The sequence below is a fragment of the Bradyrhizobium sp. WCU1 genome (genome assembly GCF_053474805.1).
In genome coordinates, this window is record NZ_CM130280.1 from 3,131,690 (window position 1) to 3,157,595 (window position 25,906).

At 64.0% G+C, this 25,906-nt stretch carries 23 protein-coding genes; 11 read left to right on the forward strand and 12 right to left on the reverse strand.

From position 1 onward, the window contains the following. Positions 1 to 126 precede the first annotated feature (126 nt). The 4 genes from ACTUWL_RS14525 to ACTUWL_RS14540 all read right to left on the reverse strand — a co-directional run bounded on the left by ACTUWL_RS14525 (position 127) and on the right by ACTUWL_RS14540 (position 4,257). Entirely contained in the window at positions 127 to 966 is an 840-nt protein-coding gene (locus ACTUWL_RS14525) for a M48 family metallopeptidase (protein ID WP_035650511.1), read from the reverse strand. Positions 967 to 1,164: 198 nt separating this feature from the next. Beyond that, positions 1,165 to 2,490, reverse strand: coding sequence for a polyhydroxyalkanoate depolymerase (locus ACTUWL_RS14530; protein WP_021077583.1), 1,326 nt, complete (start codon positions 2,488 to 2,490; stop codon positions 1,165 to 1,167). A gap of 127 nt (positions 2,491 to 2,617) precedes the next feature. Continuing rightward, positions 2,618 to 3,442, reverse strand: coding sequence for an ABC transporter permease (locus ACTUWL_RS14535; protein ID WP_021077584.1), 825 nt, complete (start codon positions 3,440 to 3,442; stop codon positions 2,618 to 2,620). Continuing rightward, positions 3,439 to 4,257 carry an ABC transporter ATP-binding protein gene (locus tag ACTUWL_RS14540; RefSeq protein WP_035650513.1) on the reverse strand — a complete coding sequence of 273 codons (819 nt, stop codon included), beginning with the start codon at positions 4,255 to 4,257 and terminating at the stop codon, positions 3,439 to 3,441. Before ACTUWL_RS14540 ends, ACTUWL_RS14535 begins: the two co-directional genes overlap by 4 nt. 108 nt (positions 4,258 to 4,365) lie before the next feature. Between ACTUWL_RS14540 and ACTUWL_RS14545 the strand changes: the two genes are divergently transcribed. Continuing rightward, entirely contained in the window at positions 4,366 to 5,685 is a 1,320-nt protein-coding gene (locus ACTUWL_RS14545; RefSeq protein ID WP_035650549.1) for an ActS/PrrB/RegB family redox-sensitive histidine kinase, read from the forward strand. A gap of 134 nt (positions 5,686 to 5,819) precedes the next feature. After that, a complete protein-coding gene (locus ACTUWL_RS14550) occupies positions 5,820 to 6,374 on the forward strand; it encodes an ActR/PrrA/RegA family redox response regulator transcription factor (RefSeq protein WP_021077587.1) in 555 nt (184 codons plus the stop codon). A gap of 261 nt (positions 6,375 to 6,635) precedes the next feature. Here the strand turns inward: ACTUWL_RS14550 and ACTUWL_RS14555 are convergent, their stop codons facing one another. Beyond that, positions 6,636 to 7,118 carry an MmcB family DNA repair protein gene (locus ACTUWL_RS14555; RefSeq protein ID WP_021077588.1) on the reverse strand — a complete coding sequence of 161 codons (483 nt, stop codon included), beginning with the start codon at positions 7,116 to 7,118 and terminating at the stop codon, positions 6,636 to 6,638. 147 nt (positions 7,119 to 7,265) lie between these two features. On the opposite strand from ACTUWL_RS14555, the gene ACTUWL_RS14560 reads away from it, so the two are divergent. Continuing rightward, positions 7,266 to 8,384 (forward strand): vWA domain-containing protein, encoded by a 1,119-nt coding sequence (locus ACTUWL_RS14560; RefSeq protein ID WP_021077589.1) that lies wholly within the window; start codon positions 7,266 to 7,268, stop codon positions 8,382 to 8,384. Positions 8,385 to 8,455: 71 nt separating this feature from the next. On the opposite strand, the gene ACTUWL_RS14565 is transcribed toward ACTUWL_RS14560, so the two are convergent. Together ACTUWL_RS14565 and ACTUWL_RS14570 are read right to left on the reverse strand one after the other, a co-directional pair. Next, positions 8,456 to 10,072, reverse strand: a complete 1,617-nt coding sequence (locus tag ACTUWL_RS14565) for an alpha-amylase family glycosyl hydrolase (protein ID WP_021077590.1) — start codon at positions 10,070 to 10,072, stop codon at positions 8,456 to 8,458. 92 nt (positions 10,073 to 10,164) lie between these two features. Then, positions 10,165 to 10,977, reverse strand: coding sequence for an RMD1 family protein (locus ACTUWL_RS14570; RefSeq protein WP_021077591.1), 813 nt, complete (start codon positions 10,975 to 10,977; stop codon positions 10,165 to 10,167). 175 nt (positions 10,978 to 11,152) lie between these two features. Between ACTUWL_RS14570 and ACTUWL_RS14575 the strand changes: the two genes are divergently transcribed. Further along, positions 11,153 to 11,821: an MBL fold metallo-hydrolase gene (locus ACTUWL_RS14575; RefSeq protein ID WP_021077592.1), complete on the forward strand. Its 669-nt coding sequence runs from the start codon at positions 11,153 to 11,155 to the stop codon at positions 11,819 to 11,821. 104 nt (positions 11,822 to 11,925) lie between these two features. Here ACTUWL_RS14575 and ACTUWL_RS14580 read toward each other — a convergent pair whose 3' ends face one another. Together ACTUWL_RS14580 and ACTUWL_RS14585 are read right to left on the reverse strand one after the other, a co-directional pair. Then, positions 11,926 to 13,131 carry an extracellular catalytic domain type 1 short-chain-length polyhydroxyalkanoate depolymerase gene (locus tag ACTUWL_RS14580; RefSeq protein WP_021077593.1) on the reverse strand — a complete coding sequence of 402 codons (1,206 nt, stop codon included), beginning with the start codon at positions 13,129 to 13,131 and terminating at the stop codon, positions 11,926 to 11,928. A 219-nt stretch (positions 13,132 to 13,350) separates the two neighbouring features. Further along, complete coding sequence (locus ACTUWL_RS14585; protein ID WP_021077594.1) at positions 13,351 to 14,757, reverse strand: MFS transporter; 1,407 nt, start codon at positions 14,755 to 14,757, stop codon at positions 13,351 to 13,353. Positions 14,758 to 15,053: 296 nt separating this feature from the next. Between ACTUWL_RS14585 and ACTUWL_RS14590 the strand changes: the two genes are divergently transcribed. After that, positions 15,054 to 16,295 carry an LLM class flavin-dependent oxidoreductase gene (locus ACTUWL_RS14590; protein ID WP_021077595.1) on the forward strand — a complete coding sequence of 414 codons (1,242 nt, stop codon included), beginning with the start codon at positions 15,054 to 15,056 and terminating at the stop codon, positions 16,293 to 16,295. 300 nt (positions 16,296 to 16,595) lie between these two features. Here ACTUWL_RS14590 and ACTUWL_RS14595 read toward each other — a convergent pair whose 3' ends face one another. Beyond that, the gene (locus tag ACTUWL_RS14595) at positions 16,596 to 17,504 is read right to left on the reverse strand and encodes a LysR family transcriptional regulator (protein ID WP_021077596.1); all 909 of its coding nucleotides are present in this window, start codon (positions 17,502 to 17,504) and stop codon (positions 16,596 to 16,598) included. A gap of 177 nt (positions 17,505 to 17,681) precedes the next feature. On the opposite strand from ACTUWL_RS14595, the gene ACTUWL_RS14600 reads away from it, so the two are divergent. The 3 genes from ACTUWL_RS14600 to ACTUWL_RS14610 are packed head-to-tail and all read left to right on the forward strand — an operon-like array spanning position 17,682 to position 19,857. After that, positions 17,682 to 18,428 carry an SDR family NAD(P)-dependent oxidoreductase gene (locus tag ACTUWL_RS14600; RefSeq protein ID WP_021077597.1) on the forward strand — a complete coding sequence of 249 codons (747 nt, stop codon included), beginning with the start codon at positions 17,682 to 17,684 and terminating at the stop codon, positions 18,426 to 18,428. A gap of 36 nt (positions 18,429 to 18,464) precedes the next feature. After that, on the forward strand, positions 18,465 to 19,208 hold the full coding sequence (locus ACTUWL_RS14605) for an SDR family oxidoreductase (protein ID WP_021077598.1): 744 nt from the start codon (positions 18,465 to 18,467) through the stop codon (positions 19,206 to 19,208). Positions 19,209 to 19,224: 16 nt separating this feature from the next. Then, complete coding sequence (locus ACTUWL_RS14610) at positions 19,225 to 19,857, forward strand: glutathione S-transferase family protein (protein ID WP_021077599.1); 633 nt, start codon at positions 19,225 to 19,227, stop codon at positions 19,855 to 19,857. A 58-nt stretch (positions 19,858 to 19,915) separates the two neighbouring features. Here the strand turns inward: ACTUWL_RS14610 and ACTUWL_RS14615 are convergent, their stop codons facing one another. After that, entirely contained in the window at positions 19,916 to 20,935 is a 1,020-nt protein-coding gene (locus ACTUWL_RS14615) for an adenylate/guanylate cyclase domain-containing protein (protein ID WP_021077600.1), read from the reverse strand. Between the two features lie 21 nt (positions 20,936 to 20,956). Then, complete coding sequence (locus tag ACTUWL_RS14620; protein ID WP_021077601.1) at positions 20,957 to 21,799, reverse strand: SDR family NAD(P)-dependent oxidoreductase; 843 nt, start codon at positions 21,797 to 21,799, stop codon at positions 20,957 to 20,959. A gap of 178 nt (positions 21,800 to 21,977) precedes the next feature. On the opposite strand from ACTUWL_RS14620, the gene ACTUWL_RS14625 reads away from it, so the two are divergent. The 3 genes from ACTUWL_RS14625 to ACTUWL_RS14635 all read left to right on the forward strand — a co-directional run bounded on the left by ACTUWL_RS14625 (position 21,978) and on the right by ACTUWL_RS14635 (position 25,804). Further along, positions 21,978 to 22,940 (forward strand): sensor histidine kinase, encoded by a 963-nt coding sequence (locus ACTUWL_RS14625; protein ID WP_021077602.1) that lies wholly within the window; start codon positions 21,978 to 21,980, stop codon positions 22,938 to 22,940. A gap of 204 nt (positions 22,941 to 23,144) precedes the next feature. Beyond that, on the forward strand, positions 23,145 to 24,917 hold the full coding sequence (locus ACTUWL_RS14630; protein WP_021077603.1) for a putative bifunctional diguanylate cyclase/phosphodiesterase: 1,773 nt from the start codon (positions 23,145 to 23,147) through the stop codon (positions 24,915 to 24,917). A gap of 482 nt (positions 24,918 to 25,399) precedes the next feature. Then, complete coding sequence (locus ACTUWL_RS14635) at positions 25,400 to 25,804, forward strand: YccF domain-containing protein (protein ID WP_021077604.1); 405 nt, start codon at positions 25,400 to 25,402, stop codon at positions 25,802 to 25,804. The last annotated feature ends 102 nt before the right edge of the window (positions 25,805 to 25,906 follow it).

Consider the following 25,906-nt stretch of genomic DNA (forward strand, 5'->3'; position numbering starts at 1 on the left):
CCAGTACGCCGCGGCCTCTCGATTGAAAACTGGCGCCTCTGGAATACTGGATCGCCCGCTTTCGCGGGCGATGACAGCAGAGGTGACGGGGATAGTGTGGGACGGGTAGAGCGACGCGAGCGCCGCCTATTCCTGGATCCCGTAGCGGTGCAGGTCGTTGCCGTGGGTGTCGAGCCAGTTCTTGGCGCGCGTGACCGACGCGCAGACCTTGTCGACCACCCGCCAGAACCGCGCCGAATGGTTCATCTCGACGAGATGCGCGACCTCGTGTGCTGCGAGGTAATCGAGCACGAAGGGCGGCGCCAGGATCAGCCGCCACGAGAACGACAGCGAACCGGCCGAGGTGCAGGAGCCCCAACGGCTCGACTGGTCGCGGATCGAGATCCGCCGCACCCGCACGCCGAGTTCCGCGGCGTGCAGGGCCGCCGCCTTCTGCAGATCCTTGCGCGCCTCGCGCTTGAGGAAATCATGCACCCGGCGATCCATGTGCTCGACGCCGCCGGCGACGCAAAGGATCTTCTCGCCGCTGTCGCGGGTCTCGGTCCACACCGTGCCGCGCTCACCCGAGCGATGCACCAGCCGATGCGGCACGCCGCGCAACGGCACCACGGTGCCGGGCTGGAACGGTGCGGCCTTCGGCAAACGGCCAAGACGCGCGGCGATCCAGCCGCCATGGATATTGGCGAACTCCTTCGCCTCGACGATGGTCCCGCGCGGCGGCATGGTCAGGATCGCTTCGCGGTCGGTCGGATGTATCCTGAGCGTATAGCGCCGCGCGCGCCGGTGCCGGCGCAACCTGACGGTGAAGAACTGGGAGCCGTGTCTGACCAGTACGGTCGCGGGTTCGGCAGGCCGCCGATAGAGGAGCGCGCGAGTAGCCATGTCTGAAAGTCCGGGGAGCAGGAGTTCGCCCGAACTTTGCCATATCCGCCGCCAGGGAAAGCGCTCGGCGCAAAAACAAATCATTTGCCCAATATACAGGGGTCAGCCGTTTATTGACCTCTACCGGCAGGGGTCGGAACCGGGATTTTTTCGATGAATCGGAGTCGCGAAAAAGGCCCAAGAGATGAAATTAAATTCATTACTTGAGCCTCGACTGATTTGAGATTCTTTTATTTAAATCAGTGACTTACCCGGACGCGATAATCGCGGCCGGGGTGATACCTATTCGGCCGCGGCGACCAGGGAAAGTCGCGTATTGGCCGCCGAAACCATGAAATCGGAGATCCGCGGCACGATTTCGGAGCGGAAACGCGAGCCGTTGAACACGCCATAGTGCCCGACGCCCTTCTGCACGTAGTGCACGCGACGATGGTTCGGAATGGCAGTGCAGAGCGCGTGCGTCGCCTCGGTCTGACCGAGACCGGAGATGTCGTCCTTCTCGCCCTCGACCGTCATCAGCGCGACGCGGCGAATCTTCGACGGATCGACCGGCTTGCCGCGATGGGTCATCTCGCCCTTCGGCAGCGCGTGCTTGACGAACACGAGGTCGACGGTCTGCAGGTAATACTCGGCGGTGAGGTCCATCACCGCGAGATATTCGTCATAGAATTCGCGGTGCTTGTCGACCAGATCGCCGTCGCCTTTGACCAGATTGGCGAACAGCGCCTTGTGCGCGTCCATGTGCCGATCCAGATTCATGCTGATGAAGCCGTTGAGCTGCAGGAAGCCCGGATAGACGTCGCGCATCACGCCCGGATGCGGGAACGGCACCTTGGTGATGACATTGTTGCGGAACCAATCGATGCCGCGCTCCGCCGCCAGATCATTGACAGCGGTCGGATTGCGCCTTGTATCGATCGGGCCGCCCATCAGCGTCATCGACAGCGGCACGAACGGGTCGTTGTTGGCTTCCATCACGGAAACGGCTGCCACAACAGGCACCGAAGGCTGGCACACCGCGATGATGTGCATGTTGCCGCCGAGCGCGTGCAGCATCTCGATCACGTAGTCGACGTAATCGTCGAGATCGAACCGCCCTTCGGCGAGCGGCACCATGCGCGCATCGGTCCAGTCGGTGATGTAGACCTCATGGGTCGGCAGGAACGCCTCGACCGTGCCGCGCAGCAGCGTCGCATAGTGGCCGGACATCGGCGCCACGATCAGCACACGCGGGTGCGGCGAGCGCAGCGGGCGCGTCAGCTTGCGGTCGAAATGCAGCAGGCGGCAGAACGGCTTTTCCCAGACCGTGCGAACCTCGACCGCCGTGCGGATGCCGTTGACCTCGGTCGTCGGCAGGTTCCAATCCGGCTTGCCGTAGCGGCGCGTGGTGCGCTCGAACAGTTCGCAGCCGGCGGCGATCGATTTGCCGAGTTCGGTGTGGGTCCACGGATTGAGCGGGTTCTGAAACAGGATCTTGGTGGCGTCGGTTACCGCGCGCACCGGATTGAGCGACGCATGCGCCATCTCGTACATCCAGTACAGCGGCGTCGTGAGTGCCGGACTGCCTTCCGCCGCCAGTGGCGGTGCACCAAATTCACCGATGGGCATAGTATTCTCAGACCCCTGTTTGCGCCGCAGCATACTGACCAATGCGTAACATTGCGTCAATGCGCCGCAAACCGAATCTGGGGTCGATGTCGGGCTAAAACACCGGGAATCCACGTGAAAGTGACATTTATTCACCACCCGCGAGCAGCGACCCGTTGCGCTTGGCGCTCTGTAAAAGGGCAAGGAAGATCGCAAAAGAGGCAGCGAACAGGATGGCGTTGATGACCAGCGCCCACGCCATCAGGTCGGCACGGAAGACGTGATCGATCAGGAGCGACCGCATGCCTTCGAACACGTAAGTCGGCGGCAGCGTCCAGGCGACCACTTGCAGCCAGGCCGGCAGCACCTCGACCGGATAGTAGATGCAGGCCAGCGGCATCACCGCGAACATCAGCGTCCAGACGATGCTCTCGGCCCCTAACCCGTTGCGCAGCACGAGACCCGAGGCGAATACGCCGACCGACCAGCTGGTGAAGATCAGGTTGCAGAAGAAGGCGATCAGCGGCAGCCCGATGGCGTAGAAATTGAAGCCGAAGAAGAACAGCGCCAGCAGCGTCATCGGGATCACGCCGATCGCGAGCCGGATCAGGCTCATGATCATCAGCGAGAGCAGGAATTCGATCGGCTTCAGCGGGCTCATCATCAGGTTGCCGAGATTGCGCGCCCACATCTCCTCCAGGAACGAGATCGAGAAGCCGAGCTGGCCGCGGAACAGGATATCCCACAGGATCACCGCGCCGATCAGCGTGCCGCCCGCTTTGGCGAAGAAGCCCGAGGTCTGCGAGATGTAGTTCTGCAGGAAGCCCCAGGTGATGATCTGCAATGCCGGCCAGTAGATCAGCTCCAGGAGCCGCGGCCATGACGACATCAGGAGATACCAATAGCGCAGCACCATCGCATTGATGCGCTGCAGTGAAATGCCGTGCCGGCGATAACTGAGGATTTCGCTCATGGTGCATCCTCCGGCGCGCCCTCCCGCACCCGGCCGCGCGCGACGTCGAGGAACACCTCTTCCAGCGTGTCGCGGTTGTAGCGCGCCATGATCCGCTCCGGACTGTCGTCGTCCTGGATCTTGCCGCGCTTCATGATGATGACGCGGTCACAGAGCCGTTCGACCTCCAGCATGTTGTGCGACGCCAGCAGGATGGTTGCGTTATGGGTCTTGCGATAGGTCTCGAGATGCTGCCGCACCCAATCGGCAGTGTCCGGGTCGAGCGAGGCGGTCGGCTCGTCGAGCAGCAGCAGGTCAGGCTCGTTGATCAAGGCCTTCGCCAGCGCGACGCGGGTCTTCTGCCCGGCCGAGAGCTTGCCGTTGGAGCGGTCCAAAAATTCTTTGAGATCGAGATCAACGGCGAGCTGGTCGATCCGCTCGCGCAGCTGCTCCACGGCGTAGAGGCGGCCGAAGATGGTCAGGTTCTGCCGCACCGTGAGCCGCATCGGCATGTCGACATAGGGGCTTTCGAAATTCATCCGGCCGAGCACGTCATAGCGCTGCTCGGGGATCTTGGCGCCCAGCACGCTGACGCTGCCCGAAGTCGGCAGCACAAGGCCCATGATCATCGCGATCGTCGTGGTCTTGCCGGCGCCGTTGCCGCCGAGCAGGCCGGTGATGCTGCCGCGCGCGATGCGGAAGGAGATATCGTCGACCGCGCGGGTGGTCTTGTAGACCTTGACCAGCTGCGCAACGTCGATCGCGGCCGATCCGTCCCGACCGGCCAGCGGCGGCTGATTGGGCGCGTGTCCCTGACCCGTTCCGCTCTGCTGCATATGGCCGTCATTGGGCCATTGCGACAATAAGCGCAAGGCTTGCCCGCCATCCTTGCGCTAAGTCGCGAATTTGTGCGCCGCCCACGGCACAGCTAAAGTCCCGAGATGATGACCGACGTCGCTTCCGATTTCCGCCAACCCCGCCGCTATGTCCGCCTCGATACGATCCTGCGGCTGCGCTGGCTCGCCGCGCTCGGCCAGCTCGTGGCGATCTTCATCGTGGCGCAGGGACTGGAATTCGACGTTCCGATCGTGCCCTGCGTCATCATCGTGACGTTCTCGGCGCTGCTCAATCTGGCGCTGCAGATCGCATTCAACCCGATGCAACGGCTGGAGCCGGCCTATGCCGCGGCCCTGCTCGCCTTCAACATCGTCGAACTTGGGGGCCTGTTGTACTTCACCGGCGGGTTGCAGAACCCGTTCTCGTTCCTGTTCCTGGCGCCGGTGCTGATCTCGGCCACGGTGCTGCCGATCCGCCTGACGATCGCGCTTGGCTGCCTTGCGGTCGCCTGCGCCTCGGCGCTGTTCTTCTATCATCTGCCGTTGCCCTGGGACGGCGACGATCCCTTGGTGCTGCCGCCGATCTATCTGATCGGCGTCTGGCTTTCGATCCTGCTCGCGATCGGTGTCACCAGCCTTTACGCATTCCAGGTGACCGAGGAGGCGCGCCAGCTCTCCGATGCGCTCGCCGCGACCGAGCTGGTGCTGACGCGTGAACAGCATCTGACCCAGCTCGACGGCCTTGCCGCTGCCGCCGCGCACGAACTCGGCACGCCGCTGTCGACGATCTTCCTGATCTCGCGCGAGCTCGAGAAGACGGTGCACGACCCGGCCATCGCCGGCGACCTCAAGACCGTGCGCGAGCAGGCGCAGCGCTGCCGCGACATCCTGGGCAAGATTGCGCAATTGTCATCCAGCGGCGCGCCGTTCGACAACATGAAGCTGTCGACCCTGATCGAGGAGGCAGTGGCGCCGCATCGCGATTTCGGCATCAACATCAAGGTGCGGCTTGCTGTCGCAGCAACGCGCGAACCGGTCGCCGCGCGCAATCCCGCGATCCTCTACGGCGTCGGAAACATTCTCGAAAATGCGGTCGATTTCGCGCACCAGACCGTCGAGGTGAACGCGTGGTGGAACGCCGAAACCATCGAAATCGTCGTCTCCGACGACGGCCCGGGCATCGCGCCCGACATGCTGAAGCGGATCGGCGAGCCGTATCTGTCGCGCCGCCGGGGCGCGGACGAGGCCCAAAATGCGCGCGGCGGCCTGGGCTTGGGGGTTTTCATCGCAAGGACGCTGCTGGAACGCACCGGGGCCAAGGTGTCGTTTACCAATCGCCCGTTCCCTGATCACGGCGCCGTGGTGCAGATCGTCTGGCCGCGCGAGCGGTTCGAGGAAGCGGCGGGAGACACGGAGACGTCATCTTAAGAACGGTTCTCAATCTCGCCTCTGGCATACCGGATGCATTGCTCTTTCTAGACTTGCACGCGACTTTCGGCTGCCTTGGCAGCGCCCCAGTGCAACCCCATATTTAGCGGGTCTATCACAGGGAAAAATGGATCGTGAACGCAATCGCTGAACTGAATGACCATGCTGACAAATCGCTCCTCATCGTCGAGGACGACAAGCCGTTCCTGGAACGTTTGTCGCGCGCGATGGAGACGCGAGGCTTCTCAGTGAAGTCGTGCGATACAGTGTCCGACGGCATCGCCGAGATCGGCCGCGCCGCCCCCGCTTTCGCGGTCGTCGACCTCCGCCTCGGCGACGGCAACGGCCTCGACGTCGTCTCGGCGTTGAAGCGCAAGCGCCCCGAGGCGCGCGCGATCGTGCTGACCGGCTACGGCAACATCGCGACCGCCGTCACCGCGGTGAAGATGGGCGCCGTCGACTATCTCTCGAAGCCCGCCGATGCCGACGACGTCGTTGCCGCGCTGCTGGCGACCGGCACCGAGAAGTCCGAGCTGCCGGCCAATCCGATGTCGGCGGACCGCGTGCGCTGGGAACACATCCAGCGCATCTACGAGATGTGCAACCGCAACGTCTCGGAGACCGCGCGCCGCCTCAACATGCACCGCCGCACCCTGCAGCGCATCCTCGCCAAGCGCGCGCCGCGCTAAGCGAAGTGACAGATTGTTTTGCGATGGCCGGGCTCGTCCCGGCCATTTGCTTTTGTAGGACGCTTCGTAGCGCTGCGTGGGATGGGTGGAGCGAAGCGATACCCGTGGCTCAAGCACCGTCACCCTCAGGGAGCGCGCCCTTGCGCGCGTCTCGAAGGGTCGACGGCCACCGGCCGGGCCGTTCATCCTTCGAGACGCCGCTTCGCGGCTCCTCCAGCGACAAAGGCGAAGCCTTTGCGCGGGGATGACGGATTACTGAGTCTAAAACTCATGCCCCTGTGGGTCGACCAGCCGGTTGATCCGCTGTGCCGCGGCCATCGCAAAGCGCACCGTCATTGCCTTGCGGGTTGCCGCCGGCAGGCGATGCTCCGGCGCCTCGCAATGCAGATGTGCGCCATACGCATCGGCGATGATCAGGCCGGTCCCGGCCGGGAAAATCTCGCACGGCAGATCCTGCGTGAAGGCGAAGAACAGCCGGTCGCAATGCATCCGGTAGTCCTGCCATTTCTGGTCGGCGCGCAGATCCTCGACCGATGACTTGATCTCCACGATCCAGATCTCGCCGCGCTCATTCAGCGCAACCAGATCGGCCCTTCGGCCCGACGGCAGCGGTAATTCGCTGATGCAGGAAAATCCCAGCGATCGCAGAAGTCGCGCCGTGCCGCGCGCGATCGCAAGCGCGGTCTCCGACTGGCGGAGGTCGGGCGCGGGCACGAGCGCGATCTGGCGGGCGGGCGATTCCATCCGCAGAGAGTAGCCGATTCCTCGATCGGCGGCAGCGCCGGAATCGGCCGCAAATTCGCAGCGAAGCCGCCTTGGTTTCGGCCTCAAGCTACCGCGAAGCCGATGGAACCTCGGCTCCGAGGGACGAAAACACTGAAGGAGAGACCCATGCGGTCACGCATCACACTTCGCTCGTTCGTCTTCGCTCTCGTAACCCTTCCGCTGTCAGCTGGGCTGTCCTCGGCCATCGCCAAGCCCGTGGTCGAGGTCGCCTTCGTGCTCGACACCACAGGCTCGATGGGCGGGTTGATCGAGGGCGCCAAGCGCAAGATCTGGTCGATCGCGACCGCGATCGTCGATTCCAACCCCGACGCCGACATCAGGATGGGCCTGGTCGCCTATCGCGATATCGGCGACGACTATGTGACGAGGAAGGTCGAGCTGACCCGCGACATCCAGGATCTCTACGCCAACCTGCTGGAGTTGAAGGCGCGCGGCGGCGGCGACTGGCCGGAGAGCGTCAACGAGGCGCTCGATGTTGCCGTCAACAAGATGCAGTGGACGCAAGGCGCCGACGGCACGCGCATCGTGTTCCTGGTCGGCGACGCCCCGCCGCATATGGACTATGCCCAGGACACCAAATATCCGGTCACGCTCGCGGTCGCCAAGCAGCGCGGCATCATCGTCAACGCCGTGCTCGCCGGCAACGCACAGGATACCGAGCGGGTGTGGCGCGATATCGCGCAGAACGGCAACGGCGAGTTCATCCCGATCCCGCAGGACGGCGGCCAGATCGTCACCATCGAGACGCCGTTCGACGAGGACATCATCATCCTGCAACGCGAGATCAACGGCACCGTCATCCCCTACGGGCCGCGCGCGCAGCAGAAGCGCACGGAATCCAAGACGCAGCAGCTCGCGAGCGTCGCCGCGGCCTCTCCGGCGCGCGCCTCCGAGATGGCGAGCTTCATCAACAAGCGCGCCAAGGTGACGTCGGAGGCGGTCACCGGCGACGGCGACCTCGTCGCCGACGTCGCTGCCGGCCGCAACGACATTGCCAAGGTCAAGGACGAGGATTTACCCGACAACCTCCGCGCCATGAAGCCTGAGGCGCGCACCGCCGAAATCGACAAGCAGATCGCCCAGCGCAAGACGCTGAACGAAAAGCTCGCTGCGCTGGTCGCCAAGCGCGACAAATACGTCGCCGAACACCGCAAGAATACGCCGAAGGCGTCGTCGTTCGATCGCGTGGTCGAGGATACGCTGAAGGCGCAGATCAAGCGCTAGGGAGGACTGGCCGCGCTCTATCGCTTCCCTTCCCCGCAAGCGGGAGAGGGAGCCCGGGCGATGTGCTCACATCACTCGGTCACGCCATCCACCGGTGGTCCCAGGATCACGCCTTCATTGGCCCGCAGGTCGAGCACGCCTTCGACCTTCTCGCCTTGCCGGTCCATGAAAGTCGACAGCAGCACCTCGTTGCTGAAGCCGATCGCGCTGGAGGAGACCGACGCGGGGGCTGCGCCGAAGTTCAGCGCGATCACGGCGACGCCTTCGGCGGCGCGGCGCCGGAACAGCAGGACATCGCCATGCGCGGCCACCGGCTCATAGCTGCCATGGACGAGCTGCGGCAGCTTTCGCCGCAACGCGATCAACGCCTTGTAGAGGTCGAGGATCGAGCCCCGCGCCGCCTCCAGGCGCGCGACATTGTCGCTTGCATAATCCTGCGCGAGCGGCAGCCACGGCGTCGCGGTCGAGAACCCGGCATGGCGTTCGGCGCTCCATTGCATCGGCGTGCGGCAGCCGTCGCGACCGACGCCGAGACCAGGCACGTTCTTCTCGAAGGGATCGCGCACCTGATCCGGCGCGATCGCGACCTGATGCATGCCGATCTCGTCGCCATAATAGAGCGTCGGCGTGCCGCGCAGCGTCAGCAGCAGCATCGCCGCCACCGGCACCTGCGCCGGCCCCACCCGGCTCGCCACCCGCGGCCGGTCGTGATTGCCGAGCACCCAGTTCGGCCATGCCCCGGGCGGCAACGCCTTTTCGTAATCGGCGACGATCTGCTCGACCGCGCGCGCGCTCCACAAGGTCGACAGCAGCGCGAAATTGAACGGCATCTGCGCGCCGCGCAGATCGTTGCCGTAATAGGCGACCAGCCGGTGCAGCGGCAGGTAGATCTCGCCGATCAGCACGCGGTTGTCGAACTCCTCGGTGACGCGGCGCATTTCGGTGATGACGGCATGGACTTCGAGCTGATCGGTCGAGTATTGCGTCAGCACCTTCTCATGCGGCGGCCGGCCCTCGCGGTAATGCGGGTTCGGCGGGTTGTCGCGGAATTCGGCATCCTTGATCAAGTGCCAGATCACGTCGACACGGAAGCCATCGACGCCCTTGCGCAGCCAGAAGCGCATCACGTCGTAGATTGCGTCCCTGACCTCGCGGTTGCGCCAGTTGAGATCAGGCTGCTGCGCCAGGAAGGCGTGATAGTAATACTGGCCCGAGGCCTCGTCATAGGCCCAGGCGCTGCCGCCGAATTCCGACAGCCAGTTGTTGGGTGGACCGCCATCCGGCGCTCCATCGCGCCAGATGTACCAGTCGCGTTTCGGGTTATCGCGCGAGCTCTTCGCCTCGATGAACCAGGGATGCTGGTCGGAAGTGTGGTTCGGCACCAGATCGAGGATCAGCTTGAGGCCGCTGTCGTGCGCGGCCGCGACCAGCGCGTCGAAATCCTCCATCGAGCCGAACAGCGGATCGATGCCGGTGTAATCGGAGATGTCGTAGCCGAAATCGGCCATCGGCGAGGTAAAGATCGGCGACAGCCAGACCGCGTCGACGCCAAGCCGAGTCAGATGAGGCAACCGCGCGATGATCCCCCGGAGATCACCGACGCCATCGCCATTGCTGTCCTGAAACGAGCGTGGATAGACCTGATAGAAGATGCCGCGCCGCCACCAGTCGCGCTCGTCCTGATCCATCCGATTCCCCCTCGCTCGTCGCCCCGTGTCCCCGGGGTCGTCCGCGTTCAGGGATGACGCACAATTCGGGACAGAAAGATGGCGCTGGCGCGTCAGTGGCGGGCCATCGCCAGCTGATAGATGGTAATCAGCACCTCGAACAGGATCAGGAAGACGATGATCAACTCCAGCCGCAGCGAGCGGCTGGTGTCGATGATATCGGTCAGCACCTGCGCGGTCTCGGCCACGACCGCGAGCTTGCGGTTGAGCGATTCCGCGCGCTCCTTCAATTCATACTCGTCCTCGAGCCTCGCATAGAGCCGCTCGAGCTGCGGCTTGTCCCAGAGGATGTCGGGCTTCTCCGACACCTCGACCGGCCCGGCCACGCGATGCCGCACCGACAGCGCGTTGCCGATGTGCTTGAGGATCGCAACACGGCCACCAAGCACCCGGCCGCCCTTGGCGAGCTCGCGCGCGAACGGTTCGGTGGAGTCGAAGACGGCCCGGACCTCGCGTTCATGCCGCGCCAGCACCACGCTCTTGGCCAGCGCCTCGCCGACCAGGATCAGCCGTTCCGGCGACAGGCTTTGCAGATAGATCGGACCGCCGGGCGGAATCTGATCTTCCTTCTCGGCGGCAACCTCGATAATCGCGATCTCCTCCTCGCGGCGCGTGAACAGGCCGGTCATGCGCGACTGCAGGCTGCGCAGGAATTCATCCTCCTCCAGCGCATTGAGGCCGATCAGGACGACGACGCCGTAGCGGAACAGGATCGCCACACCATTTTCATTGACGCGAAACGCCAGCGGCGTCGTGGCCAGCACGTCGCCGCGCTCGAGGCCGGACGTGTTGATGCGGTCCGCGACGAAGAAGGCGCGGGCGGTGGTCCGGGGTCCGCCGAGCGGTGAGTTGGGAGCCTGGGTCATGAAATTCCGGACTACGAGGACTTGACGCATGATCGAGAGCACCCGCCGACCGGCCTGCTCACGAACTTGTTCTGCTGCGGGCGACCTTATCACGGTCCGTTTTGGGATCACACGCCATGGCGGGCGCATTTGGCGTGCGTGTTGACGTCATTTCCCGGAAGCCTATGGTGCCGCCATGACCGAGACAACCGACACCAAACCGAAGGCCGGCGCGATCATCGTGCCGGTGACGCTGTTCGAACAGAACTGCACCATCATCTGGCACGAGCCGACCAAGAAGGCCGTGGTGATCGACCCCGGCGGCGACGTGCCGAAGATTCAGGCGGCGATCAAGCAGACCGGCGTGACGGTCGAGAAGATCTGGCTGACCCACGGCCATATCGACCATGTCGGCGGTGCCGCCGACCTGCGCGATGCGCTGCAGGTCAAGATCGAGGGCCCGCATATCGCGGACAAATATCTGCTCGACAACGTCGTCTCGAGCGGCGAGCGCTTCGGCATGACCGGGGTGCGCAATTTCGGCCCCGACCGCTGGCTCGACGAGGGCGATCAGGTCTCGATCGGCGACCTCACCTTCGACATCCTGCACTGTCCCGGCCATTCGCCGGGCAGCGTGGTGTTCTTCAACAAGGAGCTGCGCTTCGCCCATGTCGGCGACGTCTTGTTCGCCGGCTCGGTCGGGCGTACCGACCTGCCCGGCGGCAGTCACCCGACGCTGATCCAGTCGATCAAGCAGAAGCTGCTGCCGCTCGGCGACGATGTCGGCTTCATCTGCGGCCACGGCGCGGGATCGAGCATCGGCCAGGAACGGATGACGAATCCGTTCCTGACCGGCGAGATGTAGGCGCGCGCTTAGCTTCCTGTTTGAGCATGACCTCCGCGCAAACGCGTTTCGCGTTTGTCGCGAGGGAAAAGCCGCTTCGCACTTTTCCGGATCATGCTTTGACCTCAGGGCTGCTTCATCAGCCCTGCGGCGGTCAACGCCCGCGTGATGACGCCGCCGACATCGACACCCTTGCTTCGCGGCTTGCCCTGCTGCCTGGCTTGCTTCTTTCCCGGACGGCCGCTGCTGCGGACGGCCACAGGCTCGGGCTTGCCCGCAGGCACGGGGATGGTCATCGAGATCGTGTCGGCGTTCTCGCGCGGCACCCCGGTCGGCGCGATCTGCGGCTGCCGGACCTGGTCGGTCAGGCCGAAGAAGCTCGCGATGTGATAGGACGAGGAGATCCCGGCTTCGATCAGGAACGCGCCCTCGACGCCGTAACGCTCGTCATTGCCGGCCAGCCCGAGCGGCGTGCCGTGCGCCATGTCGGTGATCGAGTAGGATTCGACCAACGTCTCGCCGTCGGCATTCCACCACACCTCGCGCGGATGGCCGTCGACATCGGCTCTCGACATCGCCGCAAGCGGCAGGCCGTGCAGGTCGAGCCACTGCCGAACGATCGCATCGGCATTGCCCGGATGCACGGTGCGGTCGGCGCTGCCGTGCCACACCGATATCCTCGGCCAATCGCCCTTGTGCTTGGACGCTGCGCGCACGCGGTCGCCGAGCTCCGGCGCCGACAACGCGCTTCCCTGCATCATGCCGCCGAGCGCCTCGCGCAGATTGCCGGCAACGCCGAACGGCAGCCCGGCGATGACGGCGCCGGCCGCAAACACATCCGGATAGGTCGCGAGCATGACGGTCGTCATCGCGCCACCGGCGGACAGGCCCGTCACGAAGATCCGGCGCGGATCGATCTTGTGCGCACCGGCGAGGTGCCCGACCATCTCCCTGATCGATGCGGCTTCGCCCTGGCCGCGCGCGATGTCTTCCGGATCGAACCAGTTGAAGCAGGTGTTGCCGTTGTTGGCGGACTGCTGCTCGGGCATCAACAGTGCGAAGCCATAGTGCCTCGCCAATGTCGACCAGCCGGCGCCGAGATCGTATGACGCGGCGGTCTGGCCGCAGCCATGCAGCACGACGACGAGCGCGGGCGATCGCGCCAGCTGCTCCGGCACGTATGAGAACATCTTCAGCGCACCGGGATTGGCGCCGAATTCGGTCGTCTCGACGAGCGGCGTCGGCACGGCCGGCGCGAGCGCGCCGAGGCCATTGAACGCGTTCATCTTGGGCAGATGACGCAGAAATTCGATGTTGTTGACCAGCGACAACAGCAACTCCTGAGGTGATTTATTCTTGTGTGTCACCCGATCAGATAATTGCTGCACTGCGAAATAAAAAGCCCGTGTGCTGTCTTTCCCCGCGGAATAGTGAGATTCGGCGTTAAAGCGTGACCGGAACCGGGCCGCGTGCGGATCGCTCGAAATAGTTGCCGTAGCACCTTGTTCGAGCATGAACTTTTCGGAAACAGCGCACCATCGCCTCCGGATTCATGCGCTGGCCCGGCGCATCCATGACAGAAATGCGGCTGAAATGGATATCGACAGCACAAACAATGCGCATGCCGCAAACAACGCCAGATGCGCTGATGTCGCGCCCTCGATAGCGAAGAAGACCGCGCCGATCGCGGCGACGCCGGCCGCATTGCCGATCTGCGTCGTGGTGCCGTACATGCCCGAGCCGGCTCCGGCACTTGCCGGCTTCACGCTCGACAGCACCGCGCTCGACAGCGGCGCCATTACCAGGCCCTGGCCGTAGCCGAAGATGACAAGCACCAGCGCGAGCAGCAGCGCCGATGGCGCTGCGATCGCCTGAACCGTCGCGACCAGCACGCCGAGACCGACGATCTGCAGCGCGCAGCCCTCGATCAGCACCAGGGTGCCGCGATGCCTGGCGCGCATGCCGCTGTGCCGCGAGGCAATCACGAAGGTCAGCGCCAGCGGCACGAATACCAGCCCTGCCTGCAACGGTGGAATCTGCAAGCCCTTCTGCATGAACATGGTCATGACCAGATAGAAGGACAGATTCGCGAAGAAGAAGAAGAACACCGCGACCATGCCGCGCGTAAAAGTGCGGTCCGACAGCAGCGAAAGATCGATCAGCGGCATGCCGCCGCGGCGCGCGACGCTCCGCTCGATCCGCACGAACGCCGCGATCACGGCAATACCCGCGGCCATCACCAGCCAGACCCACGCCGTCCAGCCGAGATCGTGACCGAACAGCAGCGGGCCGATCAGACACAATAGGCCCACGAACAGCACGATCGCGCCGGGAATATCCAGCCGCGTGCCGGCGCGGCGCGGCACCGTCGGCATGATCTTCAGCGCGGCGGCGATGATGACGACGCCAAACGGCACGTTGACGAAGAACACCGCGCGCCAGCCGAGGCCGGCGAGATCGAGCGTTACCAGCGCGCCGCCGAGCATGAAGCCGGCGGCGCCGGCAAGCCCCAGCACGATGCCGTAGATTGCGAAGGCCCGCGCACGGGCGGCGTCGGGGAACAACAGGTGCAGCGTCGCCAGCACCTGTGGCACCATCAGCGCCGCCGTAGCACCCTGAGCGAGCCGCGCAACGATGAGCTCGGGCCCGGATTGCGCCAGCCCGCACCATAGGGAAGTCACCGAGAAGCCCGCGACGCCGGCGACAAACACGTTCCTGGTGCCGTGGATATCGCCGAGCCGGCCGCCGGTGACCACCAGCGTGCCATAGGCGATCAGATAGATCGCGATCACAGCCTCGATCTGCGCCGGCGTTGCCTGCAGCTCCGTTGCGATCGTCGGGATCGCGACGTTGACGATGAAGGCATCGACGCCGAACATGAACTGCGCCGACACCACGATCGCCAGCACCCACCAGCGCCGGGATGTCTCCGCGCGCGTCGCAACGATCTGGTGCATGCTCTGTCCTGCCCGAAATGACGTAACGGCCGACATCAGCAGATTCCAGTCATCTCTTCGATTACCTCGGACGTAAGCGTTGGTTCACGGGCGTGTCATCCATGGCCACCCCCACCTGCCCGTGCTCCGCCGCGCAATTTGCGTTGACGCGCTGGGAAACATTCCGGAGCGCGGCAATCGCCGCCGATTTGCGCAACAACCATGCGGGCGCCGCAGCCTCGGAGCATTGCCTTGCCCCGGGCCATTCCGTAGGTTGGCGGAAAGCCCCGATAACAATAAGTTGGAGAGAACGACCTATGGCGCGCCTCAAGTTCGGAGCCTTCCTCGCCCCGCATCACCCGATCGGCGAGCATCCGATGCTGCAATTCCGCCGCGACCTCGATTTCGTCGAGCAGCTCGACGCGCTCGGTTACGACGAATTCTGGTGCGGCGAGCACCATTCCTCGGGCTGGGAGACCATCGCCTCGCCGGAAATGTTTTTGGCCGCCGCCGGCGAGCGTACCAAGCGGATCAAGCTCGGCACCGGCGTGATCTCGCTGCCTTATCATCACCCCTTCAACGTCGCGCAGCGCATGGTGCAACTCGACCACATGACCGGCGGCCGCGCCATCTTCGGCTCCGGCCCCGGTGCGCTCGCCTCCGACGCGCATACGCTCGGCATCGACCCGATGACCCAGCGCGACCGCCAGGACGAGGCGATCGCGGTGATCCGCCGCCTGTTCAACGGCGAGCGCGTCACCGCCAAGACCGACTGGTTCGAGATGCACGACGCTGCACTGCAGATCCTGCCGCTGCAGGAGGACATGCCGTTCGTGGTGGCCTCGCAGATCTCGCCGTCGGGCATGACGCTGGCCGGCAAATACGGCATCGGCATCATTTCGCTGGGCTCGATGTCGACCCAGGGCCTGATGGCGCTGCCGCAGCAATGGCAGTTCGCCGAGGATGCCGCCGCGAAGGCCGGCACCACGGTAAGCCGCGCCAACTGGCGCGTGCTGCTGTCCTGGCACATCGCCGAGACCCGCGAGCAGGCGCGGCGCGAGGCCGGCGCCGGGCTGATGCGCTGGCACAACGAATATAATGTCGGCACCCTGATGCGGCCGGGCCTCACCGCGTTCGCCTCGCCGGATGAAGCGGTCGACAAGACCGCGTTCATCGAGGGCGCCGCGTCCACCATCGGCACGCCCGATGACCTGATCAAGATGATCAAGAATCTGGTCGACGTCTCCGGCGGCGTTGGTTCGATCATCGGCTTCGCGCATGACTGGGCCAATCCGGAAAACACCCGCCGCAGCTGGGACATGGTGGCGCGCTATGTCGTGCCCGAGATCAACGGCTATATCGACGGCCTGCGCAAGTCGCGCCAGTTCCTGATCGACAACCGCGCCGTGTTCGAGCGCGCCGGCCAGGCCGTGATGGCCAAGATCATGCAGAACGACAAGGCCGCCGCAGCGCTCCAGCACACCGGCACAGGCCGCGTCGCGATCCCGGCCGTGAATGCGCCCGATCTCGCCAAGGAAGCGGCGAAGCAGAAGGCGTGATTTGTGTCCCGGCGCGGGACGAGAATCGCAAGATCGTGCCACATCCACCGCTGTCGTCCCGGCGAAGGCCGGGACCGATACGCCGCGGCGGGTGTTGTCAGAGGGACTCGTCATTCCGGCGTCGTTCAACAACGACCATTGGGGTTATGGGTCCCGGCCTTCGCCGGGACGACGCTGAGTGTTTGGCGCGGCTTGTGAATCACATGCCCGCCTTCTCGTGGCATGATTTGCCCGAGCCTTGCTCTTCGTTTCGCCCTCTCTCTTAACAGAGAGCCACTAGCGAAGCGCTCTCCTCGAACATCATCCGCCCTCGGGCCTCAAGGCCTGAAACTTGATCTCGTCAACACGCGAAAGAACAAACTCCAGCAACGGCGAACGGTTACCTTCATTGTAGCCTAGCACCAGATCGACCAGCGGCGGCGCACCCTGAATCGGACGGCAGACGATGGTTTTCGGGAGCAAGTTCTGCGCGTAGAGCGGAAGAAGGCAGATGCCCCCAGTGGAGGCGATCAGCGAAATAGCCATGGCTAGATTCTCAGCTTGGTGCGCCACTTCCATCGCCAACCCATGTCGCGTGAAAAAGTCATTGATCGCCGATCGCAGCGTTGGGGCTCTCGCCGCAGACACGCCGATGTAGCTCTGTCCTGCCAAATCCTTAGGACGGACCGCGGAGCGCGCCGCAAGCGGATGGTCTCGTGGCATCATGGCCAGGATCGGATCATGGCGGAGCAATTTGAACTGAAGGCCCGCCGCGCTCTTCTCCGGACGCATGAACGCAAGATCGATCTTACCCCGCGTCAATGCCGCAGCGAGGTCGGGCGAGTCCTCGCTACGGATCGTGATTTCCGTACTGGGCAGCTTGCCGCGCAGGATATTCATGACCGCCGGAAGCCAGTCCATCTCGTAGCCGGTGAGAAACCCGATCGAGAAGGCCGATTTCGCGGGCTGGGCGGCGCGCCTCGCGGCTTCCGCGGCGGCCTCGACCTGCAGCAGGGCGACCCGCGCGTGGTCTAGAAAGACGCGCCCCGACGGCGTCAATTCGATGCCGCGCGGTCCGCGCACGAACAACTGCACCCCAAGCTCCAGCTCAAGATCGTGGATCTGACGGCTCAATGATGGCTGCGCGGTGTGCAGACGCTTTTCCGCCGCAACCGAGAAGCTGCCCTCTTCGGCCACGGCGACGAAATAACGAAGGTGCCGGAGCTCCATAGCTATCCCTCAAAAGTATAGCTCGAATCCTACGAAGTCTTTCTCAAAGAAGCCAGCCCCAACTAAATCTCCAGTCCATCGAGCCACACCGACGCAAGAGCCTTCAGACCTTCATTGCGGACGAGTTGAGCTAACCAGGCCGATTAAGCATATCGGCCATACCATTTGGAGAGTGACATGACCAAACCCGTTGTCCTGATTACAGGCGCCCTTACCGGTATCGGCCGCGCCGCGGCGCTCGCCTTCGCCCGCGAGGGCGCCAGCCTGATTGTTTCAGGGCGCCACGACGATGCAGGCCGCGAGTTGACCGCTGAACTGCGTTCGCACGGCGTCGAAGCCGAATTCGTCCGCGCCGACGTCCGGCGCGAGAGCGACGTTGCGGCATTGCTCGAGCGGACGATCAAGCGGTTCGGCCGGCTCGACGTGGCGGTCAACAACGCAGGTACGGAAGGCGCGCCGGGCCCGCTGACTGAGCAGACGCCGGAGAGCTACGCAGCAACATTCGACACCAACGTCCTCGGAGTTCTGCTGTCGATGAAGCACGAACTCCGGGTCATGCAGCCACAAGGCTTCGGCAGCATCGTGAACATCTCATCGACCATGGGCAGCCGCGGCGCACCGAACGCTTCGCTCTACGTTGCCAGTAAGCATGCCGTCGAAGGCTTGACGAAATCTGCGGCGTTGGAAGCGGCGGCCTTCGGCGTTCGCGTCAACGCGATCGCACCTGGTCCGATCGAGACCGCCATGCTCGACCGGTTCACAGGCTCCGCCGATCGGAAGGCCGGATTGATCGCGGGAATTCCGCTGAAGCGCGCGGGGCGCCCCGAGGAGCTTGCGGACGCCATCCTGTTCGCGGCCTCGAGCAAGGCATCGTTCATCACCGGCCAGATCATCAGCGTCAATGGCGGCAAGACGGCCGCGTGAAATACCCCCGATAACAATCCAAACAGGAGAACAATCATGACCGACCTCATCAGCCGAACTGCTCTCGTCACCGGTGCCTCCCGGGGTATCGGCCGCGCCACCGCCCGCGCACTCGCTCTCGCCGGCGCCCGCGTCATCGTTCACTACGGCAATTCCGCCGAGGATGCGCATTCCTTGGTCGCGGAGATTCGCGAAGCCGGTGGGCAGGCCGACGCCGTCGGCGCCGATTTGTCAGCATCCGATGGCGCGCAGAGGCTCGCCGCCGAGGTCCGCAAGCTCGTCGGCCAACTCGACATTCTCGTCGCCAACGCCGGAATTGCGGTGCCCGCCACCATCGAAGCGCAGACCATCGAGGATTTCGATCGCATGTTCGCGGTCAATGTCCGCGCGCCGTTCTTCCTGGTGCAGCAGTTGCTCCCGATGCTGGGCGACGGCTCCAGCATCGTGATGACGTCGTCACTGGCGGCGCGGGCCGCCGTCGGGCAGTTGTCGGCGTATTCCGCCACCAAGGGCGCGATCGACACGATGGTGAAGCACTTTGCCTCGCTGCTCGGACCGCGCGGCATCCGCGTCAATGCCGTGGCACCGGGCATCATCGACACCGACATGTCGGAATTCGCCAAGACGGATGGGGGCCGCGATTATGCGCTCAAGATGCAAGCCCTGCAGCGGATCGGCCATGCCGACGACGTCGCCGACGCGGTGACTTTTCTCGCTTCGAATTCCGCCCGCTGGGTGACCGGCGACACCATCCAGGTCGGCGGCGGCTCAAAGCTTTGACTTCGGGAGATCAGCCATGAAGCTCTATCAGTCCTCTGCCTCGCCCAACTCGCGCCGCGTCCGAATCTATCTCGCCGAGAAGGGCATCACGATGCCCTTTGTCCCCGTCGATCTCGCTTCGAGCGAACAGTTCTCCGACGCTTATGCGGCAATCAACCCGCGACGCGTCGTGCCGGCTCTCATGCTCGACGATGGGACAACCATAGCGGAAGTACCGGTGATCATCCGCTATCTCGAAGAACTGCATCCGATCCCGCCGTTACTCGGAGGTTCGCCCAAGGAGAAAGCGACCATCGCCATGTGGGAGCGCCGAATGGAACTGGAGGGCTTCGCTTCGGTCATGGAGACCGTGCGCAACGGAGCCCCCGGCCTCAAGGGGCGGGCGATCGCAGGTCTTCACGGCTACGATCAGATCCCCGAACTGGTCGTCCGTGGCCGGCGCCGGATCGCCGATTTCTACGGCGACCTCGACGTACGGTTGTCTGAGACGCCGTTCGTTGCGGGTGACACGTTCAGTGTCGCCGACATCACGGCGATCGTCGCAATCGACTTCGCCAGCAAGGCGCTGGGACTATCCACGCCAGACGAACACGGCGCTACGCGCCGATGGTACAATTCCATCGCTTCGCGCCCCAGCATGATTGCCTAAAGCGCGATGAGATTGGATTGAATCGTCTTTGCTCCCCGCTTGCAGCAAAGCCGAAAGCTTACGCCACCGCGCCGATCCCGACGACATCGATGCCGTCGACGCGGCCGCGGATCGGCAGTCGGCCGAGATCGCTCACCGGAAATGGCGGCGGCGCGGTGAAGCGGGCCATCGCCGCGCGTGAGGCGAGGAAGCCGCCATCGACCTTGCGGCTCAGTTCCTCCAGCCGCGCAGCGGTGTTCATGACGTCGCCATTGAACACAATGGCCGGCTTGACGTCGCCGATCTCACCGACGATCACGGGCCCGAAATGCAGGCTGCCGCGGATCTGCGGCACGGCGCCGAATTCGCGTTCGAACTGCGGCGCCGCCTTCTGCAGTGCGTTGCGCATCGCCACGAAGCAGCGCAGCGGCCGGCAATCGACCGCGCCGAGCCGCTCCGGCCAGGTCACGATCACCTCGTCGCCGACATAATTCAGCACCTCGCCGCGATAGTCGACGACTGATTCCGTGAGCAAGCGAAACGTGCGGTCGAGAAAGCGGTGAATACCTACACCGCCAAGCCGCTCGGCCAGTCCGGTTGATCCCGCGATATCGACGAACAGCACAAAGCGGTCCTCCTCGACCGGAGAATGATAGCGGCCAGTGACGAAGTTCATGAAGACACGCGGGCCGATCAGGGTCGCGATGCTGAAGCCGAAGTTCAGCACCAGCGAGATCGCGGCGGAATAGGCGATGCTGAACCAAAAATCCGTGATCGAGGTTTGATACGGCAACCCGGCCACGCGCTCGCCGACCTGGAGCAGCTGGATGGCAATGATAATGACCGCATATACGGCGCTGCGAACCGCCAGAAGGGCAGTGAAAGACAGACGATTGAGCCGCTCCGACAGCGGGCCCTGAAAGACGAATAATTCGATCCCGCCAAGCACCACGCAGGTTACAAAGGCGTAGGCAAATCCCGCAATCATCGCCGCCATGGAGTGATGGCCTTGCGAGAGATTATTCACGACGCTCGCCACCGCGCCGGCGACGATAATAGCACCGAGAGTGCGCAGCTTCCGCTCGAGCTTCGCGTTCATGCCTCGCCTCGACGAATGCGTCTAACCCGTCCCCTGATCGAACGCCTTGCGCAGCGTGACGTAGCCGGCCTGCTGCTGGCTCCAGTTGCGGCCGCCGGTGATGGCGCCGTCGACGACGAGGTCGTGGCCGTTGATGAAGCTCGATTCGTCACTCGCCAGGAACACCGCGGCATGTGCGATATCGTCGGGCAGACCGGCGCGCGGGATCGGCTGCGCCGCCTTGTAGACCTCGCGCATCACGGCGGCGGTCTTCTCGGCGGCGTCGGTCGGCAGCCCGAGCGCCTTGCCGAAAATGCCGGTGGCGATCGCGCCGGGCGAGATCGAGTTGACGCGGATGCCGGACTCGCCAAGCTCCATCGCCACGCATTTGGTGAAATGAATTACCGCGGCCTTGGCGGCGCCATAGACCATCGATGAGGAGAAACCCGCGAGGCGCCCGGCGATGCTGCCATTGTTGATGATGCTGCCAAAGCCCTGTTTGCGCATGGTGGGCGCGGCATGCTTCATGCCGAGCATCACGCTGCGCACCAGGGTTGCCATCGCGGCGTCGAAGCGTTCGACGTCGAGGCCCTCGATGCCGCCGGTCTGCGCCGGGCCGCCGGCATTGTTGAACAGACAGTCGATCCGGCCGAACTTCTCGACCGCAAGCGCGATCAGCGCCTGCATCTGTTCCTCGACCGTGACGTCGGTCTGCCGAAACACACAATTGCTGCCGAGCTGCTGTGCCAGCGCCTCGCCTTCCGGCGCACGACGCCCGGCGATCACGATCCGCGCGCCCTCGGCAACAAACACTTCAGCCGTTCGCAACCCGATGCCGCTGGTCGCCCCCGTGATCACCGCGACCTTGCCGTCTAGCCGTCCCATGCCGGTCTCCAAACCCACGTTTGATGTTGCGGATATTCCTCAGCCTCTTCCTGCAACGCAAGCGCGGGCACGGTTAACGGCTGGCGAGGTCCGCCTGTGGCCAGAAGGCCACAACTGCGGTTTTTCGGTCGCAGCGGCCTTATTTTGGTTCGCCTGTTCACGTGAACTGGAACGACGGATGGCGAAATGGATCGACGAATTCAGGGCGGGTTGGCGGGGCGATTCCCAGCCTTCGATGCCGCTTGCGGCCGGTTTCGCCGTGCTCTGTCTCGTTTTGGCCACGGCCGCCCGCTTCGGACTCGCCCAGATCAGACCGGACGTGTTCTTCACGCCGTATTTCCCGGCGGTATTCTTCGCGACCGCGCTTGGCGGCTTCCGGATCGGGATCGCATCCGCACTGGCGAGCGGCCTGCTCGGCGTCATCATCAATTTCAGCAGCGGGCATGCCGATCCGGCGCGCTTTGCGCTGCTGATGATTTTTTGGGCGGTGTGCGGCATCGCGATCTGGGGCGTGGAGCACTACCGCTCCCTGGTCGCGCAGCAGCGCGAGGTGTCCAAGCGGCTGCTCGAAGAGGAGCAGTACCGCAAGATCGTGGTCGACGAATTGCAGCACCGGCTGAAGAACAAGTCATCGACCATTCACGCCGTGCTGCATCAGGCGCTGCAGGACCGGCCCGATGTCTGGCAGCGCATCGACCATCGCATCCGCGCGCTTTCGGCGACCGACGATCTGATCGCACGGGTCGACGGCTATGGCTGCGATATCAGGGATTTGCTGCGCTCGGAGCTCGGACCTTACGGCCACGTACGGTTCAATCTCAACGGCGAGCAATTGTTCCTGCCGGCCAAGCTCGCGGTCTCGCTGGCGCTGATCTTCCATGAGCTCGCAACCAACGCAGGAAAATACGGCGCCTTCTCCTCGCCGCGGGGGTTTCTGCAGGTGTCGTGGACGGTGGACGATGGGCGTCTCAACGTGATCTGGGACGAAACCGAGGGGCCGGTGGTCGAGGTGCTCGGCGAACCCGGCTTCGGCAGCAAGCTCCTGAAGTCGGCGCTGCGGCCGTTCGACGGCAAGACCGAGATCAGTTACCTGAAGACCGGCGTTCACTGCACCATGCAGTGCAAGCTTCCCAACTGTTGATAAGTCGGCTTTCCGGCACAGCCGCATTTTCCGGTGCAACCGCGCGCGCCGCAATCGCTTTCACCGACGACTGAGCCCGCCATTGATACTCTGTTAATGACGATTGCCGCGACGGCTTGCGAAAGCAGCCCGGGTCTCTTTCTGTCACGGCATTTCTCAGGTCCGCTTAACCAAAACTACAACGGACTTTGCCAAGGTCGGCACATGCATAGTTTCACGAAAGACGATTTTCAGGCGGGCGCGGCAGCGACCGGACAGGACGACATTTCCGGAAATGAACTGCGCATCTTGCGCGATCTACTCCAGCTGCTGCCGGCGGGCGTGACGGTCCAGGACGAGCAGGGCCAGTTCATCCTGGTGAACGAAGCGGCAGCGAGCCAGCTGCAGCTGGCGGCGAGCGCGAGCCAGCCGGCGCCGGTCGACGACCGCCACGCCGCCAATCTGGACATGCTGCGCAGCGGCCGTCCGGTGGTGCTCGAGGAAGTGCTGTCCTGCGGCGCGGCCAAATACGTGTTTCTCACCTCGCACCGGCCGGTCCAGATCGCCGGCCGCAATCTCCTGATCTCGACCTCGACCGACATCAGCGAGCAGAAGGCGTTCGAGGACCAGTTGTTTCGCTCGGCCTATTACGATGAACTGACCGGCCTGCCGACCCGGCGCGTGATCGAGCATCGCGTCAACGACCTGATCCGCGACTCCGCGCAGAGCCATTTCGCGCTCGCCTTCCTCGACGTCGACAATTTCAAGCACATCAACGACTATTACGGCCACGCGATCGGCGATGCGCTGCTGGTCGAACTGTCCAAGCGGCTCGGCCACGCGTTGCGCGAGACCGATATCCTGTCGCGAATTTCCGGCGACGAATTCCTGCTGCTGCTGAACCCGATCAGCAGCAATGACGAGGTGGCCGAATTCATCCATGTGATGCAGGAGCGTCTGAAGGCGCCGTTCTTCATCGAGGAATCCGAGATCTTCGCCTCGACCTCGATCGGCGTCAGCCTCTATCCCGTCCATGGCAGGAGCTACGAGGCGTTGCGCCAGAACGCCGACATCGCGATGTATCGCGTCAAGAACAACGGCAAGGGCTCGACCGCGTTCTTCGACAACAGCATGGAGCGTGAGGCGCTGGCGCGGATGAAGATCGAGCAGTCGCTGCGGCTGGCGATCCTGGAGAAGCGGTTCTGCTGCGCGTTCCAGGCCAAGGTCGACATCCGCACCCAGGAGGTCAAGGGCATCGAGGCGCTGGTGCGACTGCGCGACGACGAGGGCGTGATCCAGGCGCCGGGCACCTTCATCAATCTCGCCGTGGAGCTCGGCCTGATCGACGAGCTGACCTTCCTGGTGCTGGCGGAGATCGTCAAGTCGATCGACCTGATCAACGACACGTTCGGCCCCACGGCAACGATCAGCATCAATGTCGCCGCCAAGCAGGCCGGCAATCTCGAATTCATGCGCCGCTTCGCGCGTGCGCTCGAGGAGACCGGCTTCCCGAAGCGCTTCATGATCGAGGTCACCGAAGACGCGTTCGTGACCCGGACGCATTTCCAGGACCAGATCCTGCCGATCCTGCGCGGCATCGGCGTCGGCATCTCGATCGACGATTTCGGTATCGGCTATTCGTCGCTGTCGGCGCTCGCCGACATCACCGCCGACGAGATCAAGATCGATCGCTCCTTCATCACCGACATCCATCAGCGGCCGCGCAGCCAGGGCATCCTGCGTGCGATCGAATCGCTGAGCGAAGCGCTCGGCATGACCGTGATCGCCGAGGGCATCGAGTCCTACGAAGAGCTCACCTACCTGCAGGCGGCAACCAAGATCCGCTATGCGCAGGGCTATTACTTCGCCAGGCCGATTTTCCTCGAAGACCTGAAGCCCGCGACGCCGGTCGCCAGCGAGAGCCGCGCCAGCATGGCGGCACGCGCGTCCCAGGACAGCCGCCAGAGCTATTCGCGCGCCAACGGCTTTCGGCGGTAAGCGCTTGTGGCAGGGCTGTCGCATACAGCCCGCCTGCGCAGCGACGCGCAGCCAAAACATCGAAAACAACCCCATGCAAAGGAGCCGGCGGTGCGCCGGTACTCGACATGAAAGCTTGACATGTCAGCTTGACATGTCGGGCAATCAACGGTATTATTCTATTATTCAGAAATATCACAGACCTCACCCCTCTCTGTGGCGGTCACCTTGTGCGATTGCCTTGTCGCGTGCAGGAGGAGGCATGGGCCCGGCTCCCGCGGCCGTCCCCTAGGAACGCCGACGCGAAACGCACGGCGTCATCGGCGCGCGCGGCCTGCATCGAAAATGCCAGCAGCACCGAACTCCCAGCCGAGAAAATCCTTGCCCCAAATCTTTTTCTCATTGTCGTTCTCCCTTTGAGGCGCGACGCGCCTCGCCCGCACCCTACCGCGGTGGCGCGCACCGGCCTATATTGAGGCCGGTCTTACGCGAAGGTGTCAGCCATGCAGCCTGTCTCTATCCTCCTGAATGTCCTCTGGATCCTGATCGGCGGCGCGTGGATGGCGTTCGGCTGGCTGATCGCTGCGGTCATCATGGCGATCACCATTATCGGGCTGCCCTGGGCGCGCGCCGCCTTCAACATCGCGGTCTACACGCTGCTGCCGTTCGGCTCACGCGCGGTCCGCCGCGACGAGGTCACCGGCATGTCCGACCTCGGAACCGGGCCGCTCGGGGTGATCGGCAATCTGATCTGGTTCATCCTGGCCGGCTGGTGGCTCGCGATCGGCCACGTGATCACGGCCATCCTGCTGGCGGTAACCATCATCGGCATTCCCTTCGCCTGGGCGCATCTCAAACTTGCCGGCATCGCGCTGTGGCCGATCGGCAAGGTGATCGTGCCGGCGTGAAGCCGAGGCATCACGTCGTGGGCGGCCAGAACTTCGGTCTGATCGAAGCAGAACCGAAGCTCCGGATTCTTATTTGACGCGTTTTCTTCAGGCGCTCCCGCG